General features: G+C 54.6%; 15 protein-coding genes. 10 read left to right on the top strand and 5 right to left on the bottom strand.

The genetic code is table 11. The features are described 5' to 3' along the window. Positions 1-349 precede the first annotated feature (349 nt). The 9 genes from carA to carB all read left to right on the top strand — a co-directional run bounded on the left by carA (position 350) and on the right by carB (position 7,784). A complete protein-coding gene (gene carA, locus DESAC_RS05155) occupies positions 350-1,474 on the top strand; it encodes a glutamine-hydrolyzing carbamoyl-phosphate synthase small subunit (protein ID WP_041283816.1) in 1,125 nt (374 codons plus the stop codon). 7 nt (positions 1,475-1,481) lie between these two features. Continuing rightward, positions 1,482-1,739, top strand: a complete 258-nt coding sequence (locus DESAC_RS05160) for a type II toxin-antitoxin system HicA family toxin (protein ID WP_013706020.1) — start codon at positions 1,482-1,484, stop codon at positions 1,737-1,739. After that, on the top strand, positions 1,732-1,956 hold the full coding sequence (locus DESAC_RS05165; protein ID WP_013706021.1) for a type II toxin-antitoxin system HicB family antitoxin: 225 nt from the start codon (positions 1,732-1,734) through the stop codon (positions 1,954-1,956). The genes DESAC_RS05160 and DESAC_RS05165 overlap by 8 nt, the downstream gene beginning before the upstream one ends. 75 nt (positions 1,957-2,031) lie before the next feature. Then, positions 2,032-2,232 carry a type II toxin-antitoxin system HicB family antitoxin gene (locus DESAC_RS05170; RefSeq protein WP_013706022.1) on the top strand — a complete coding sequence of 67 codons (201 nt, stop codon included), beginning with the start codon at positions 2,032-2,034 and terminating at the stop codon, positions 2,230-2,232. A 287-nt stretch (positions 2,233-2,519) separates the two neighbouring features. Then, positions 2,520-3,209, top strand: a complete 690-nt coding sequence (locus tag DESAC_RS05175; RefSeq protein ID WP_013706023.1) for a DUF933 domain-containing protein — start codon at positions 2,520-2,522, stop codon at positions 3,207-3,209. A gap of 47 nt (positions 3,210-3,256) precedes the next feature. After that, positions 3,257-3,574 (top strand): nucleotidyltransferase domain-containing protein, encoded by a 318-nt coding sequence (locus DESAC_RS05180; RefSeq protein WP_013706024.1) that lies wholly within the window; start codon positions 3,257-3,259, stop codon positions 3,572-3,574. Beyond that, on the top strand, positions 3,561-3,968 hold the full coding sequence (locus DESAC_RS15090) for a HEPN domain-containing protein (protein WP_013706025.1): 408 nt from the start codon (positions 3,561-3,563) through the stop codon (positions 3,966-3,968). Before DESAC_RS05180 ends, DESAC_RS15090 begins: the two co-directional genes overlap by 14 nt. 85 nt (positions 3,969-4,053) lie before the next feature. Beyond that, a complete protein-coding gene (locus tag DESAC_RS05190) occupies positions 4,054-4,371 on the top strand; it encodes a plasmid pRiA4b ORF-3 family protein (protein WP_218915711.1) in 318 nt (105 codons plus the stop codon). Positions 4,372-4,541: 170 nt separating this feature from the next. Further along, on the top strand, positions 4,542-7,784 hold the full coding sequence (carB, locus tag DESAC_RS05195; RefSeq protein ID WP_013706026.1) for a carbamoyl-phosphate synthase large subunit: 3,243 nt from the start codon (positions 4,542-4,544) through the stop codon (positions 7,782-7,784). A 309-nt stretch (positions 7,785-8,093) separates the two neighbouring features. On the opposite strand, the gene csrA is transcribed toward carB, so the two are convergent. From csrA to fdhF, 5 genes are all read right to left on the bottom strand, one after another. Next, on the bottom strand, positions 8,094-8,303 hold the full coding sequence (gene csrA / locus DESAC_RS05200) for a carbon storage regulator CsrA (protein ID WP_013706027.1): 210 nt from the start codon (positions 8,301-8,303) through the stop codon (positions 8,094-8,096). Positions 8,304-8,865: 562 nt separating this feature from the next. Beyond that, positions 8,866-9,861, bottom strand: a complete 996-nt coding sequence (locus DESAC_RS05210) for an ROK family protein (protein ID WP_013706029.1) — start codon at positions 9,859-9,861, stop codon at positions 8,866-8,868. Between the two features lie 39 nt (positions 9,862-9,900). Next, on the bottom strand, positions 9,901-10,545 hold the full coding sequence (locus DESAC_RS05215) for an L-threonylcarbamoyladenylate synthase (RefSeq protein ID WP_013706030.1): 645 nt from the start codon (positions 10,543-10,545) through the stop codon (positions 9,901-9,903). A gap of 630 nt (positions 10,546-11,175) precedes the next feature. Further along, the gene (gene nuoF / locus DESAC_RS05220; RefSeq protein ID WP_013706031.1) at positions 11,176-13,020 is read right to left on the bottom strand and encodes an NADH-quinone oxidoreductase subunit NuoF; all 1,845 of its coding nucleotides are present in this window, start codon (positions 13,018-13,020) and stop codon (positions 11,176-11,178) included. Between the two features lie 14 nt (positions 13,021-13,034). Beyond that, on the bottom strand, positions 13,035-15,743 hold the full coding sequence (gene fdhF / locus DESAC_RS15690) for a formate dehydrogenase subunit alpha (RefSeq protein ID WP_013706032.1): 2,709 nt from the start codon (positions 15,741-15,743) through the stop codon (positions 13,035-13,037). Between the two features lie 354 nt (positions 15,744-16,097). Here fdhF and DESAC_RS05235 point away from each other — a divergent pair, with 354 nt between their 5' ends. Continuing rightward, on the top strand, positions 16,098-17,732 hold the full coding sequence (locus DESAC_RS05235; protein WP_013706033.1) for an FmdE family protein: 1,635 nt from the start codon (positions 16,098-16,100) through the stop codon (positions 17,730-17,732). The last annotated feature ends 1 nt before the right edge of the window (position 17,733 follow it).

Here is a 17,733-nt window from a genome sequence, read left to right on the forward strand (position 1 = left end):
GATTTTTGCGGCAATGATAATTACATTATTGTAAATCAAAGGCAATAATATATTACTCATTTGTAATATAACGCCGCTCCCGAAGCAGAAGCGACCGGCGCGAGTCTGCTGGACTCAGGTGGCATCCGACAGATATGCCCCGGTGAGGCGCGGCAGCATTATGCGGAGCTAACAGAAAAGTAATACTTCAGCTATCGGAGAGATAGATCAAGGAATGGATTCAAGGTATCATGTTGGCATACGATGTGAATATAATTACCGTCGGGACTTGATACCGAAGGTAATTTTGCAAACCGGTTTTTTAGGATATACTTAGGCAAATCAGATTTCGCGCCAAATGGGTTATAGTATGAAGGCATTGCTCGCATTGGAAGACGGCCTGGTGCTTTCGGGTCGTTCGTTTACCGGATCGGGGGAGGCGGTCGGAGAAGTGGTCTTTAACACCTCGATGACCGGCTATCAGGAGATCCTTACCGATCCTTCCTATAAGGGCCAGATCGTTACCATGACCTATCCCATGATCGGCAACTACGGAGTTAATCTGGAGGATGTCGAGTCCCGGGGGGTGCAGGCGGAAGGTTTTATCATCAAGGAATACTATGCCTATCCCTCAAACTGGCGGGCTCGGGGTACTCTAGCCGACTACCTCGAGGCCAGCGGCCGGTTGGGGGTGGAAGGCATCGACACCCGGGCGGTTACCAAACGGCTGCGGGAGGCTGGCGCCATGCGGGGGATAATCTCCACTCTGGATCTGGACCCGGCCTCACTGGTGCGCCGGGCCCGGGAGCTGCCCAGCATGGAGGGCGCCAATCTGGTGGACTTAGTGACCTGCACCGAACCCTATTGGTGGGATGAGACTGATGCCGGTCCGTATTCTCCAACCGAAAACCTCCAGGTCTTGTGGCAGCAGCGCGCCGGTAAAAAGGTGGTATTGTATGACTATGGCGTCAAGTTCAACATCATCCGCAGCCTCAAAGCGCGAGGGCTGGAGGTCCTGGTGGTCCCCGCGGCCACCCCGGCGGCGGCGGTTTTGGCCCTCAACCCCGATGGCATTGTCCTTTCCAACGGCCCGGGCGATCCGGCGGCGGTGACCTATGCGGTGGAAAATATTCGCCAGTGCCTGGGCCAGAAGCCGATGTTCGGCATCTGTCTGGGGCATCAGCTCATGGGTTTGGCCCTGGGGGGGCGTACCTTTAAACTCAAGTTCGGCCACCGGGGAGGCAACCAGCCGGTGAAGAATCTTCTGAACGGCAAAGTGGAGATAACCTCCCAGAACCATGGGTTTGCTGTGGATTTGAATTCCATTAATGACCCGGCGGTGGAACTGACCCACGTCAATTTAAACGACAACACTCTGGAGGGCCTGCGCCATCCGAAGCTTAAGGCTTTCTCGGTGCAGTACCATCCTGAGGCGAGCCCCGGGCCCCATGATGCGGATTATTTGTTTGATGAGTTTTTGAATTTAGTCGAATAAAAAAAGTATGACCGAAATCAATAAACTTCTTTTTCGAATATTACGGGGAGCATCTGATAACAATATTCCTTTTGATGGCATTTGTCATTTACTCAGAAAATTAGGGTTTCAAGAGCGTGTACGAGGCAGCCATTACATTTTTACGAAAGAGGGGGCTGTGGAAATTTTAAACCTGCAGCCCAAGGAAGGTAACGCTAAAGTATATCAGGTCAAACAGGTCTGCCAAATTATCCTGAAATATCATTTGGGAGACCAAGATGAGTAAATACCGCTATGAGGTAATTATTTACTGGAGCGATGAAGATCAGGCCTTCATAGCCGAAGTCCCCGAGCTCGCTGGTTGCGCCGCTGATGGCCAAACCTATCAGGAGGCGGTGGCCAATATTGAGACGATCATTCAGGATTGGATTGAAACTGCTGTGGAATTAGGCAGGCCAGTTCCGGAGCCTAAGGGCCGCGGCTCATGTATGCTTGATCAATAAGTCAGAGACAATCCTTGGCCCCAAGGATGGTATTCGGGCTTTAATTGCAGACCCCTTGGTATTGAGGGAAGAATTATGAAATTCAAAGTGGTATTCGAGCCAAGCGGCGAAGGGGGCTATACGGTATATGTGCCGTCTTTGCCCGGATGCATCTCTGCAGGGGATACCCTGGAAGAGGCCTTGGCCAATATCCGGGAGGCAATCTCCTTATATCTTGAAGAGGACGAGCTCTTGCAGGTGCCTGAAAAAGCTTCGGTTATGGAAATCGTTGCATGACGGTTATTCCAAGCCTGTCGTTCACCGCAGTCATCTCAGCGTTGATACGGGCCGGGTAGATAATAAGCCAGCAAAGGGGCAGCCACATCCATTTAAAAAATTTCTGGTGGAAGAGTGCAAAAACTGACGGTTCCAGCTCATCGGCCTTTAAAACGATCGACGTTGGCCAAGATAATTAAGCAGGCCGATATGACCGTTGCTGATTTTTTGAAATTTCTTTAAAGTCGCCGAAGTCTCGTTAGAATATACAAATCAAAATATCCCATGTACAAGTGAGGTAAAAGTCAATGAAAGTATGTACCGTAGGACTTGATCTGCCCGAGGGCAAGGTCAAGTATCACGACGACAAGTTTATGGAATTGGTCAAGAAGTGCGATCCGTTGAAGGTGACGCCCTTTTATGTGGAATTTATCCGGGATGACTTGGTGCATGCCGACGCCTTTGTGGTCTCGGCCGAGAAAGTGTTGGACCTGCTGATCCTGGACATGGAGAAACTGGAAGGTCGGCGGGACCGCACTGAAGACGCCGGTGAAAAAGCCCTGCTGAGTCGATGCCTGGAGGGACTGGAAATGGAGGTGCCTCTGTGCGACCTGGCTTTGGCGCCGGAAGAGCTGGCTCTGATCAAGACTCTGGCGCCGCTGAGTCTGAAGCCGACGCTGGTAATGGGTGAGCTGCTTGCGGTCAACGAGATTATCACCCGCGTCCTGGCCAAGGCCAAAATGGTCTTCTTCTACACGGTCGGGAAGAAAGAGGTCCATGCCTGGCCCGTGCACTATCATGCCGATATCGTCACCTGCGCTGGCAAGATTCATACCGATCTGGCTCGGGGCTTCATCAAGGCCGACATTGTCAAGTATGATGATTTTGTCAATGTTTTCAACATGCAGGAAGCCCGGGCGAAAAAACTGGTGCACCTCGTGGACCGGGACTATCATATTGAAGATGGGGATATTGTAGAGATTCGGTTTAATGTTTAACGGCCGCAATTATCAAGTCTTTACCGGCATATCAGAGTAACCCGGAGATGATTTCAAAATCAAAGATTCAGGAAGCTATAAAGCTCCTCAAACAGGCAGCTCAACCGAGCTTCATAATCCTTTTCGGCTCTTATGGCCGCGGGACACCCCGTGAAGATAGCGATGTGGATCTTCTGGTAGTTCTCCCGGAGGTCAAAGATCGAAGGGAAGAGATGGTGCGCCTGCGCCGGGTTTTACGTCCTCTCCGAATACCGGTTGATGTTCTGGTGGTAAGTGAAGCGATTTTTCGCGAATGGTCCGGAACCCCTGGAAATGTATTTTTTGAAGCTGCTCAGGAAGGACAAGTGCTTTATGAAGCAGCTTGAGCAAGCAAGGCTTTATCTGAAAAAAGCCAAGGAGGATGAAGCGTTGCTGGACGAGGTGCTCGATTCCCCTCGGATTAGTGATTCAGTCATTGGTTTTCATTGCCAGCAAGCGGCTGAGAAGCTCGTGAAGGCTCTCTTGTCTTGTTGGGGCCTCCGTTTCCGTAAGACCCATGATTTACTGGAACTTGTCGATCTCTTAATTGACAGTGGTTATGATATACCTGAATATCTTAATGATATTGATTACTTAACGCCATATGCGATTGAGTTTCGATATGAGCTTTTCCCTCAATCGGAAGAAATGAGATTAGATCGGCAAGAAGCTCGCAGGCTGATTGTTAAACTACGTTCCTGGATAGAGTCACAGATAAGTATCCTGGAGTCAAAACCATGACTGAAGCCTCACTCCGGAAATATCACCGGCGCCTGGGGATAATTTTGGCCCTGTTTATTTTTTTTGCAGGTTGGCAGCGGTCTCCTTGCGCGACGTGCTCAAACGTGCCAGATCGAAATTCCATTATATCTATGATTTCGGTGATAATTGGGAACATGAGATTTTAGTTGAAAAAATTACTCCGCTGGATGCAGGCAGACATTATCCTTGTTGTTTGGCAGGAGAGCGAGCCTGTCCTCCCGAAGATTGCGGTGGCGTCTGGGGCTATAAGGACTTACTGGACATAACCAGCACCCCGGACCACCCCGATTATGAAGAGTTGCGGGAATGGCTAGGAGAACATTTCGATCCCGAGGCTTTTGATCTGGAGGCAGTTAACCGGAGCCTGAAAAGATTAAAATAGACCACATATTTGAACGTGAAAATCCCCCGGCTGTAGGGGGCAAGTCTGAGATCAGCACCTACGAAAAGATTTTTATTTCCGGAGGTGAACCAAATTGACCATAATTGTTTCAACGGCTTACAGTTTCAGTTCGGAGCCGTTACCTGAACCAGGGAATAAGTTAACCCATTATGCCCAAACGTACCGACATTAAAAAAATTCTTATCATCGGCTCCGGGCCGATTATTATTTCTCAGGCGTGTGAATTCGACTACTCCGGCGTCCAGGCCTGCAAGGCCCTCAAGGAAGAGGGTTTTGAAGTAGTACTGATTAATTCCAACCCGGCTACGATCATGACCGACCCGGAGATTGCCGACCGCACGTATATCGAGCCGATAACGCCGGAGATGGTCTGTAAGATCATCGAACGGGAGCGGCCTGACGCCATCCTGCCGACCTTAGGTGGCCAGACCGGGCTCAACTGTGCCGTGGCCGTGGCCGACACCGGCATCCTCAAGCGGTTGGGTGTAGAGATGATCGGGGCCAGCCCGGAAGTGATCAAAAAAGCGGAAGACCGGCAGCTTTTCCGGGACGCCATGGCCAACATCAATCTCAGGGTCCCCACCAGCGTTATCGTCCGCTCCATGGCTGAGGTCCTTGAGGCTCCCGAAGTTCTTAGCTATCCCATCATTGTCCGGCCCAGTTTCACCCTGGGCGGCACTGGCGGCGGCATCGCCTATAATCTGGAGGATCTGAAAGAACTGTCGGCCTATGGGTTGGAGGCCAGCATGATTCAAGAGGTCATGTTGGAAGAGTCGGTATTGGGTTGGAAGGAGTTTGAGTTGGAGGTGATGCGGGACGTCAAAGATAACGTTGTCATCATCTGCTCCATTGAGAACCTGGATCCGATGGGCGTCCACACCGGCGATTCCATTACCGTGGCGCCGGCCCAGACTTTGAGCGATCGGGAATATCAGAGAATGCGGGATGCCTCTCTGGCCATCATCCGCGAGATCGGGGTAGAGACCGGCGGTTCCAATATCCAGTTCGCCGTCCAGCCGCAGACCGGAGAGATGGTAGTCATCGAGATGAACCCGAGGGTTTCCCGTTCCTCGGCCCTGGCCTCCAAGGCCACCGGCTTTCCTATCGCCAAGATAGCCGCCAAACTGGCGGTCGGATTTACCCTGGATGAGATCCCCAACGATATCACCAAAGAGACCTACGCTTCCTTCGAGCCCAGCATCGATTATTGTGTAGTTAAAATCCCCCGCTGGACCTTTGAGAAGTTCCCCGGCGCCGAAGATTTACTGACTACCTCCATGAAGTCGGTGGGCGAGGTCATGGCAATCGGCCGCACCTTCAAGGAGGCCTTGCAGAAAGGATTGCGCTCCCTGGAGATCTCCCGCTTCGGTTTAGGCGCCGACGGCAAGGATATCAAGGAACAGCCCTGGGAAATCATGCTTGACAGACTGCGCACCCCGAATTCGCAGCGCCTGTTCTATCTACGCCAGGCCTTCCGGCAGGGGATGTCTATTCCCGAGGTCTATGAACTGACCAAGATCGATTCCTGGTTTTTATCTCAGATCAGGGACATGGTGCAATTCAGCGATGAACTGGCCTCCTATGGAATCCTGCTGCAACAGGGGCGGGAGGGACCGCACCTGGCGGAGATGCTGCGGCGAGCCAAGGAATTTGGCTTTTCCGACGTCCAGTTAGCCCACCTTTGGGGATTAACGGAAGAAAAAATCCGCCGACTCCGGTTGGACTACGATATCAGACCGGTCTACAAATTGGTCGACACCTGCGCCGCGGAGTTTGAGGCCTATACGCCTTATTATTATTCCACCTATGAGGTGGAAGATGAAAGCCGCCGGAGCGAGCGGTCCAAGGTGGTGATCTTGGGCGGTGGTCCCAACCGTATCGGCCAGGGTATCGAATTCGACTATTGCTGCTGCCACGCCTCCTTTGCCTTAAAAGAAATGGGGATTGAGTCGATTATGGTCAACTCCAATCCCGAGACGGTGAGCACCGATTACGACACTTCCGATAAACTGTTTTTCGAACCCCTGACCCGGGAGGACGTCCTCAACATCATCGCCAGCGAGAAGCCCCTGGGCCTCATTGTCCAGTTCGGCGGCCAGACGCCCTTGAATCTGGCAGTTCCGCTTGCCCAGGCCGGAGCGAAGATTTTGGGAACCTCTCCGGACGCCATTGACCGCGCCGAGGATCGGGAGCGTTTTAAGCGCCTGTTGTCCGGTTTAAAACTGCGGCAGCCGGACAACGGCACCGCCGCCAGCACGGCCCAGGCCTTAAAGATCGCCAAGCAGATCGGCTATCCGGTGGTGGTGCGGCCGTCGTATGTCTTGGGGGGACGGGCCATGCAGATTGTCGCCGATGATCGGGTTCTGGCCAACTTCATGAGTTGGGCCCTCGAGGCGTCGCCGGAGCATCCCATTCTGATCGACAAGTTTTTAGAAGACGCTATTGAAGTGGACGTAGACGCCATCGCCGACGGGAAGACCACCATCATCGGCGGCATCATGGAGCATATTGAAGAGGCCGGCATCCATTCAGGGGACTCGGCCTGCGTCTTGCCGCCGTATTCCCTGCCTCCGGCCATCCTGAAAGAAATTACCCGCCAGACCCAAGCCCTGGCGGCGGAGTTGGGTGTGGTGGGTTTGATGAACATCCAGTTTGCCGTCAAAGACGGCCAGGTCTATATCCTGGAGGTCAACCCCCGGGCCTCCCGGACCATTCCTTTTGTCAGCAAGGCCACCGGCGTACCGCTGGCCAAACTGGCCACGAAGGTGATGCTTGGAGCTACTTTAGATGAACTCGGCTTCACCCGCCAGGCAAAACCGCCGTACTTTGCGGTAAAAGAGGCGGTCTTCCCTTTCCGCCGCTTTCCAGGTGTGGACCCGCTCCTAGGTCCGGAGATGCGCTCTACCGGCGAAGTCATGGGTTTAGATGAGAACTTTGCCTTGAGCTTTGCTAAATCCCAGATAGCGGCAGGGCAACAACTGCCTTTAGAGGGGGGAGTGCTCTTCAGCGTTAAAAATTCGGACAAACCTGCCCTGCTCGAAATCGTTCGGGGATTTCAAAAATTGGGGTTTGAACTCCTGGCTACCCAAGGGACGGCGGATTATCTTTGCCAGCATGGGGTTAAGGTTGCCATGGTTCATAAGATACGGGCCGGGCGGCCGAATATCATCGATCGGATCAAGAGCCAGGACATCGCCCTGCTGATTAACACGCCCCAGGGACGTTATACTACCGACGATTCCTTCTCCATCCGCCGGACCGCCCTGGAATACGACATTCCTTACACTACCACCATTGCCGCCGCCAGGGCCACCCTCGAGGCCATCCGGGCCGTCAAGACCGGCCAGCTAACCGTCAAAAGCCTACAGGAGTATCATACGTCCCTGAAATAGACGTTCCACACTTTGAAGTGAGACGTGAAATACAATGATAAGCTAGAAGTCATGGGATTATAAGAGATTGGGATATGGGTAACCACGCGGCGGTGGCAGGAGGGTAAATCCCTTGAGTCAGTGCCGGACTATCGGCTGGTTGATTATAAGCGGCGGGTGCTGGTGAAAGGAAAAGGTGAGGGAAAGGGCCTGTTGAGATCTGTTGTCCTTCGACCACTGGCGGTATTCTCAAACCTTCGCCGCAGGAAGGATAACAGAGTTTAAGGTATCCCCTTTCCGGATGGGCACGAGTTAATTTATTGCTGGGAATTAATCCGGCACGGGGTCTCCGCCCGCATTTTCATGGGATTGGGCGTTGGTTTCGTTGATACGGAGATATATCTCTTCGCGGTGAACGATCACTTCCGGGGGTGCTTCAATACCCAAACGCACCTGTTTTCCTTTGATATCAATTATTCTGACTCGAATATCATGGCCGATACGGATTGACTCTCCTATTCTGCGCGTGAAAATTAGCACCTTAACCTTCCTTGGTCTGAGCTGTCTGTCCTGTGGCTAATCTCACCCGTTGTCATACCGTCGGAAACCTAAAAAGAGCAATCAGATTTCTATCATATTTCTAGTTATCAATTTTATTGTAATTTACCAGAAATACAATCATAAAATTGAAAATATTTCCTCCGACTGAATTTTTCCGACTCCACTCTATCATAGTCTGCCTTAAAATTACAAGACAGTTGGAAAGCGCTGGAGGAATCTTGCCTTGTGCGGGAGGGATATGGTAATCTTTAAATAAAGGGGAAAGACAGATGCGGCCTTATAATCGCTGGTTGTTCCATGAACACTTTGAGTTGGTGATTACGATCAGTAAATTATATGCCCAATTGCCTGTTCCGAACCTCTTGGAAATTCTCAATCTGCATTTTAGCAAGCCCAGTCCTCCGCCTGATCTCAACACTTCGTTGAACCGCCCTCCCTGGTCAAAATATGATATTGATTCCTTATCCGAGGATTTTCGACTATTATTTCTACACTCGATTAATCGAACGTCAGACGAACAACAGAGTTCCGATAACAACTATTAGCAGGAAACCTGCATCCACGCCAGCCTGGCGGCGCCCAAGAGGCCGCCATTATCGCCCAAGGCCGCGGGTCGAATGACTAGCTTAGCCGCTGGGAAGAACGTGAGTCTTCGTTCCAACTCTTCTCTCAGTGGACCGATGAATCGATCCCAAGACTGGGCGAAGTTGCCGCCAATAATGATCAAAGGGATGCCCAGGAGGTGCACCACATCGGCTATGGCAATTCCCAGGGCTCGGCCGACCCGCTGAAAGGCTTTTTGCGCCAGGGCATCTCCGGCAGTCGCAGCCTGATAAATCGTCAAGGCTGAGAGTCCCTCGGGATTTTCCCGCCAGTTTTTTTGGAGCAGGGATTTTTGTCCGGCAGCCAAGCGTTCGGCTGTCCATCTCACCGTCCAGGTGGCTGAAGCCAAGGTCTCCAGGCAACCCTGGTTGCCACAGGAACAGCGCTCGCCTTCCGGGTCGATGGTAATATGGCCGACCTCTGCTGAAGGGCCGCCGGCCCCCTGCCAGAGCCTGCCGTTCAGGATTAAGCCGCCGCCGACGCCGGTTCCCAGAGTGAGGCCCAACAGGTTGTCCTCGCCGCGGCCAGCTCCCTGGTAATGTTCGCCCAGGGCAAAGAGATTAGCGTCGTTGTCTATGGTTACCGGCCAAGGCAACCGCCGCCTGAGTTCCGGTCCAAGCCAGATCCAGTCCAATTCGGGAATATTAGGGGATTTCACTACCCGTCCTTTATCTGGTTGGATGAGACCGGCTATCCCCATTCCAACGGCTTGAAGGCGCCCTGGAATAATGCCTTCCTCTTCCATCAGGCCTAATATGGCGGCAGCCATCCGGTCTAGAAGGTGATCGGCGCCCTTACCCTTGGGGGTTGGCAGAGTCAGACGTCGGATAATCTCCCCAGTCCTGGTCACCAAGGCCAGACGGAAGTTCGTTCCCCCCAGGTCTCCGGCCATAACCAGGGATTCTGGTTCTGCCGTGATTCTTTGCTGCACCATTTAAGATCCCATAACCATTTACTATTCAGAAGACTTAAATTATAAGCCTCTGATTACACCGATGCATTCTTCGAGGTGCTCCAGGCTGACGGCGCCGGCTCGTACTAAAAGAGGAGGCTTGCAGGTAATATTAAGGATGGTTGACGGCAAGCCGCCGCCGCAGGGGCTGTTTTTTAGGATTAGATCAATCTGCGCGCCTAGTTCCTGCTCTATCTGCGAGGCACTGATCATTGGCGCCTGTCCTGAAAGATTGGCGCTGGTTCCGGTGACGGGGCGACCATACATCTGCGGCAGATGTTGCGCCAGGGGATGGCTCGATACCCGCACCCCGATAGTATTATCTCCACCAGTCAGGGCCTTGGGCAAATCTGGCCGGGCTTTCAATATGAGGGTGAGCGGGCCGGGCCAAAACTGCGCCATCAGTCGTTGGGCTAGTGATGGAACTTCTGCTGCTACCAGATCCAGCATCTGCAGATCAGCCAACAGCACGAGCAGTCCCTTAGACCTCGGCCTTTTCTTGAGCTGGAGGAGTCGATGCAAGGCCGACTCCTGGAAAGCATCCACGGCCAGGGCGTAATATGTTTCAGTAGGGCACGCAATAACGCCCCCCTCCTGAAGCGTCGGCAATGCCGGATCCAAGATTCTATCATCTACCGGACCTCGCCAGATCAGAACCTGTGCCATGCTTCATCTTACTGGAGCTCATCCCGCTTGGCAAGCTCGAACCGAAAAGTGAAGTCCGACTTATAAATTGTCAGGTTTTGGTGATCACAACGAAATATGAAAACAGAACCGTGGCGGCTGCTCCCAATAATGTTTTTTCTGCCCACTGCTCACTGCCCACTGCCCACTGTGTTCATATAAATTTTTTCTCATCGACCATGTTAAATATAAGCGGCGGCCTATCCCATTATCGATAATTTAGCGGCAATTTCCGCCTAGGGCGGGCCGCGCCCGCCGTCTATAAGAGCACTGTTCTCATATATGTTCACATGTTCTCAAGAACACAACGAAGCATAAAAACAGAATCGTGGCGGCTGCTCACAATAATGTTTTTGCGGCTCACGGCTCACGGCTCACGGCTCACTGTTTTTATATAAGTGCACATGTTCTCCCGAACACAACGAAGCATAAAAACAGAATCGTGGCGGCTGCTCACAATAATGTTTTTGCGGCTCACGGCTCACGGCTCACGGCTCACTGTTTTTATATAAGTTAAATCCCCCCTGACCCTCGGTATTAAAATGGATAAGGGGGGATTTTAATCCATCGGGGCCGACAAATGGCCGCGAATGTTTTGATTGTCTGACGGTTTTAACCCATCTTACATACCCCGTGGGTGCACTTGCCGGCGATGTGGTCCTCGAACTCCTGGCGGAAGCGTTTCAGCAGGCTGAAGAGCGGCGCCGGGGCCGTCTGGCCCAGGGGGCAGAACGAGGCGTCCATCATGGTCTTGCCCAGCCTCTCCAAAAAATCGAGGTCGCCGGGCTGCCCCTTGCCCTCCCAGATGCGGGTCAGGGTCTGCAGGAGCTGGCGCGTCCCTTCCCGGCAGGGGGTGCACTGGCCGCAGGACTCGTGGGCGAAGAAGACCGCCACGCTGCGGGCGAAGTCCACGGCGCAGACGGATTCATCCATCACCAGCATGGTTCCCGAACCCAAAGCGCCGCCCACCTTGGCCATGCCGAAGTCAACCGGCACGTCCAGGGCCTCGGGGCCGACGATACCGGCCGAGGCGCCCCCGGTCTGGCACATCTTGAACTTCCCGCCGTCCCGCATGCCGCCGCCATAGGTGTCGATGAGCTCTCTTAGCGTGATGCCCGCCGGGACCTCCACGATCTGCGGCGTCCGGACATGGCCGATGATCTGGTAGATCTTGGTGCCGGTGGTGTCGGCCGTGCCCAGGGATTTGTACCACTCCCCACCTCGGGTGATAATGGCCGGGATTGCCGCCAGGGTCTCGACGTTGTTGACAATTGTCGGCTTCTGCCACAATCCTGCCACCCCCGGGAAAGGCGGCTTGGAGCGGGGATAGCCCCGTTTGCCTTCGATGGACTCGATCAGCGCCGTCTCCTCGCCGCAGATGTAGCAGCCGAACCCGGAGCGGACCTCGATGTCGAAGGAGAAGCCGCGGCCGAAGAGGTTTTCTCCGAGATATCCCTTAGCCCTTGCCTGCGCAATGGCCGTAGCCAGCCGGTGTTTACAGAGGTAGTACTCCCCCCGGCAGTAGATATAGCCCTTGTCGGCCCCCACTGCGAACCCGGCGATGGCCATGCCCTCCAAGAGCTTGTGGGGGTCGCCTTCGACGATGTAGCGGTCTTTGATGGTGCCCGGCTCGCCCTCATCCAGGTTGCAGATGATGTATTTCTGGGGAACGTCCAGGGGCCGGGTAAAGGACCACTTCAGTCCGGTGGGGAAACCCGCCCCGCCCCGGCCCCGCAGGCCGGAGGCCTTGACCTCTTCCACGATCTTTTCCGGGGTCATGCCGGTGAGCGCCTGTTTCAGGGCCTGGTAGCCGCCCTTGGCCAGGTAGTCGTCGATCTTCTCGGGATCGATGACCCCGACGTTCTCCAGGAGGATCAATTCTCCCGGGGCCTGTTTGTAGCTGCGGAAGGCGTTGGTGCTGTAGGGCAGTTTTTTATAGTCCGGGGCCTTCCCGGCCCGGTAGTCGGCCAGGATCTGCCTGATCTTGTCCTTGGTGAGGTTGCCGTGCACCACCTCGTTGATCTGCATGGCCGGGGCCACTTCGCAGACCCCCAGGCAGGCGGTGGTCTCCAAGGTGAAGAGGCCGTCCTTGGTGGTGTGCTTGAGCGGCACACCCAACTCGGCCTGGGTGAATTCCAGCAGGTTGTCGGCCCCCTGGATGTGGCAGGGAGGTGATTCGCAGAAGCGGATGACGTACTTCCCCTTGGGCCGCCAGGTATACATGGAATAGAAGCTCATGACCCCAAAGACATCGCTGCCGGGGATGTTGAGGCCGGTGGCGATGCGGTCCTGGACCGTAGGCGGCAGACAGCCGATCTCTTCCTGAACCGCCTGGAGGACCGGCATCAGGTTGCCGGGGACATTCCGATACGACTCAATGATGCTGTCGATGGCGTTCCACTGCTCCGGGGTGATCTCCGGGGCCGGAGCGCTGTGCGAATGGCAGTGTGCAGACATGGTTTTTCCTCCCTCTATCCTGCCTTCTCAATTTTGACGGCACAGGCCTTATACTCCGCAGTCTGTGAGACAGGATCAAAGGCCGCGTGGGTGAGCCAGTTGGCGCAGCCCTCTCGGAAATGGAAGGCCATCCACACCATGCCCGGCGGTACTTGGGGTGTGACCAATGCCTTGACCATGACCTGCCCGCGTCGGGTGGAGAGCTTGATCTTTTCCCCATTGCTGATTCCCAACGCAGCGGCATCGGCCGGAGAAATATCCGCCGTTTCTTCCCCTAACCTTTCATTAAGTCCAACGCTGCGGCCGGTCTGGGTACGGGAATGATAATGATAGAGGCGGCGGCCGGTGCTGAGGACAAAAGGATATTCAGCATCCGGCACTTCCGCCGGCGGGGTCCAATCCACCGGGGTGAAGACACCCTGACCGCAGGTGAAGCAGCCATCTTTGTGGAGATAGCAGGTGCCCGGATGCTCCAGGTTGGGCGCCGGCCACTGGACACCGTCTCCCTCAATGCGGAAGTATTTAATTCCCGCCAGGGCCGGGGCCAGATGAGAGACCTCGTTATCCCAGATCTCCTGGGCGCTATTGGAGGCCCATTCCTGTCCCAGACGTTTAGCCAGTTCCTTGAATATCCACCAGTTGGGTTTGGCCTGGCCCGGGGGCTGCTTGACTTTCCGCACCCGGTTGACCCGGCGTTCGCTGCTGGCAAAGGTGCCGTCGTCCTCACACCAGGCCGCGGCCGGGAAGATGACGTCGGCAAATCGGGTTGTCTCGGTAGGGAAGATATCATGGCAGACCATGAATTCCGCCGAGGCCAGGCACTTCTCTACATGGTGAATGTCCGGTTCGGTGTTGGCCAGATTCTCCCCGAAGACGTAAAACAACTTGACCTTGCCGGTGGGCAGGCCGTCCATCATCTGGGGCATCATCAACCCGTTTTTATCCGGCAGGTCTTTCACTCCCCAGAAGGCCTCGAATTTGGCCCGGGCCGCCGGGTCGATAACCTTTTGGTAGCCGGGAAAAACATTCGGGAGTGCTCCCATATCGCAGGCCCCCTGAACGTTGTTCTGACCCCGCAGCGGGTTGACGCCGCCGCACTCAAAACCGACGTTGCCCAGGAGCATTTGAATATTGGCGGTGCTTAAGACATTATTGACCCCACAGGTGTGCTCGGTGATGCCGAGGGTGTAGATCAGCATCTGGGGTTTGACCGCAGCCATGCGGCGGGCCACCACCCGGAATAGCTCGGGTTCAATGCCCACAATGGGGGCTGCTTTTTCCGGGGGATATTCCAATACCTTGGCCTTGAGAGCCTCAAAGCCGGTGCAACAGCTTTCGACATATTTCTGGTCGTACAGGTTTTCAGTAATAAGCACATACATCAAGCCATTCAGGAAAGCCACGTCAGAGCCTACCTTGATGGGGACGTGGATATCGGCCATTTCGGCCAGCTTGGTGCGGCGGGGGTCTGCCACGATGAGTTGAGCGCCATTCAAGACGGCGTTCTTCAGGAACGTGGCAGCCACTGGATGGGCCTCGGTCATATTCGTGCCGATGCAGAAGAAACCTTTGGCCTTGGGAAAGTCAGCAAAAGAATTGGTCATAGCCCCGGAACCGAATGCAGTCGCCAGACCGACGACAGTGGGGGCGTGTCAGGTACGGGCGCAGTGATCAATATTGTTGGTCTTGATCACGGCGCGGAAGAGTTTTTGCATCTGATAGGAATCTTCGTTGATGCTGCGGGCACAGCTCACCCCAGCAATGGCATCGGGGCCGTGCTTGGCGATGGTATCCTTGATTCTGCCGGCTACCAGGTCCAGGGCCTCATCCCAAGAGGCCTCCCGCAGCTCTCCCTCCTTCTTATCTCGAATCAATGGGGTAGTCAGACGTTCTGGGGAATAAATAAAATCATAACCAAACCGGCCCTTGACGCAAAGCCGACCCTGGTTGGGGGCCGCTCCTTCCACACCGGTGACCTTGACGATGCGCTCGCCCTTCAGGTGCAGGAGCAACTGGCAGCCCACACCGCAATACGGACAGGTGGTGCGTACCTTCTGGGTTTCCCAGGAGCGGGCCAGGCCTTTGGCCTTCCTTTCGGTCAAGGCGCCGACGGGACAGGCCTGGACGCACTGGCCGCAGAATACACAGTCGGAATCTTTATAGGGCAGATCACTCTTGGCGACGATCTTATTGTGCGAGCCGCGGTAACCGATCTGAATAGCCCGGTTGACCTGAATCTCATTGCAGGCCCTGACACAGCGGCCACACATGATACACTTGGAAAAGTCCCGAACGATCAGCTTATTATCGTCCTCAAAATAATAGGGTGTATCGGGCGGCGCCGCAAAGCTGGGAGTAGGAACCTGGTAACGATAGGCCAGGGCCTGGAGCTCACAGGCACCGTTGGCTTCGCAGACCAGGCAGTTGTGATTGCCGGAGGACAACAGGAGTTCGATAACCATCTTCCGGGCTGCAGTCACGCGCTCTGACTCAGTCTTAATCACCATTCCGGCGGTGGCGGCGGTGGAGCAGGCGGGCGCCAGGGTGCGCCAACCTTCTATCTCCACCACGCAGACGCGGCAGGAGCCGGTGGGGTGAGTATTTTTCATATAACAGAGGGTGGGGATAGAGTATATTCCCGCCTGGCGCGCCACTTCCAGAATAGTCTGCCCCGGATCGAACTCTACCACTCGGCCGTCCAGGGTCAGCGTCGGCTTAGACATGACAAGATTTACCTCCGTCCTTTCTTTGGAATGTGAATCCGATGACCGGCGATACCATCAGAAAAAAATTTTCGTCTGGAACGCCCAGAACCTGACAGAGCCCGTATGAGTCATGATATCATTTTAGTTGGCTCTTTATCATAATTATGTCATAATTGACATAGGTTATAGTATAGTGAGCTGAAAAAAACCTGTCAATCGCTAAATGGCAATAATATTAATGTTATTATTAACATAAAATGGACTAACGTCCATAAATCAAAGGACGGCAGGATTGAGCTTAGCAACGGCGGTAAATATGCCAGATAGGCACTGTCCGCCGTTCCTTATTTATAAATTTCAGAAGGTGGCGTAATGAATATCGGTCCTTATAGCTGGCAGGAATATTTAGTGATGGTCAAGGCTTTTCATGGCTACACCGCTCCGGGGGTTCTTGTCGGCGGCTATATGGTCGCAGCGGCTCAACAGAGGTTGCCTGAAGGCGTCCTGTACGATGCTGTCTGCGAGACCCGCAGTTGCCTCCCGGACGCCATTCAACTCCTTACCCCCTGTTCGGTCGGCAATAATTGGCTGCGAGTCTTCCATTTCGGTCGCTATGCCTTGAGTCTCTATGACAAATACTGCGGCGAGGGTTGGCGGGTCTATGTGGACCCGGAAAAACTCTCGGATTGGCCGGAGATCAAGACCTGGTTCTTGAAACTCAAGCCCAAAAAAGAGCAGGATACCCCGCGATTGATGCAAGAAATTGAAGCCGCCGGGGATTCTATCTGCAGCTTGCAGCCGATTCGGATGCAGCCCCAATTTCTAATGCGCCGGAGCAAAGGAGAGATCGGTATCTGCCCCCAATGCCGCGAGGCTTATCCGATTGCCGACGGTCTTCTCTGTCGGGCCTGCCAGGGAGAAACGCCGTACGCTCAAGTACCTGGTGAAATTGGTCCAACGCAGATTGATGCGCCGCTCCTGACCAGAACCCCGGTGGAAAAAGCAGTGGGGCGGACGGCTTTACACGACATGACAAAGATCATTCCGGGGGTGAGCAAGGGGCCAGCTCTGCTTCATGGCCAGGAAATTACCGTAGGCGACCTCTGCCGGCTGCACCAGATGGGGCGCTATCACATCTTTGTCGCCGATAACCAACCCGATCCGGAAGAATGGACGCATGAAGACGCCGCCGCCTTGGCCTTTGCCCAGGCTCTGGCCGGGCCAGGGGTGTGTTTTAATGGACCACCCCGGGAAGGCAAGATCAACCTGCGGGCCGAGCGCGACGGATTACTGTTGGTAAACCGGGAACGGTTGACCCGGTTTAATCTGGTAGAAGGGGTGATGTGCGCCGGCCGCCAAGGTTTTCGAATTGTCCGCGAGGGACAGATTATTGCCGGTACCCGGGCTGTTCCTCTGTATCTGCCGACCGCTGCCTTGCAGCAGGCCCTGACGGTCCTAAAAGCCGGACCGGTCTATGAGGTCCGGTCCCTGCGCCGGGCCCGCGTCGGTATCCTGGTCACCGGCACCGAAATCGTCCGCGGTCTGGTTCAGGATAAGTTTGCCCCTATAATCCAGGCAAAGGTGGAATATCTGGGCAGCCGGGTTTTGGGAGTAATTATTGTGCCGGATGAGCGGGAGGCCATCCGTCAGGCGGTAGCCGACCTGCTGGACAAAGGGATTGACCTGTTGGTCACGACCGCCGGCCTATCGGTGGATCCGGACGATGTCACCCGTCAGGGGCTGATCGACGCCGGGGCGGAGGACTTGCTCTATGGAGCGCCGATTTTACCCGGAGCCATGACCCTATTGGCCAGTATTGGGGCGGTGCAGGTTATCGGTGTTCCGGCCTGCGCCCTATATTATAAGAATACCAGCTTTGATCTGTTGCTCCCCCGTCTGCTGACCGGCCTGACCATCACCCGGCAGGATCTGGCAGCCATGGGACACGGCGCCCTCTGCCAGGAATGCCCCACCTGTACCTTCCCGAAATGCAATTTCGGCTGTTAGA

It is taken from the genome of Desulfobacca acetoxidans DSM 11109 (assembly GCF_000195295.1).
Lineage (GTDB): Bacteria > Desulfobacterota > Desulfobaccia > Desulfobaccales > Desulfobaccaceae > Desulfobacca > Desulfobacca acetoxidans.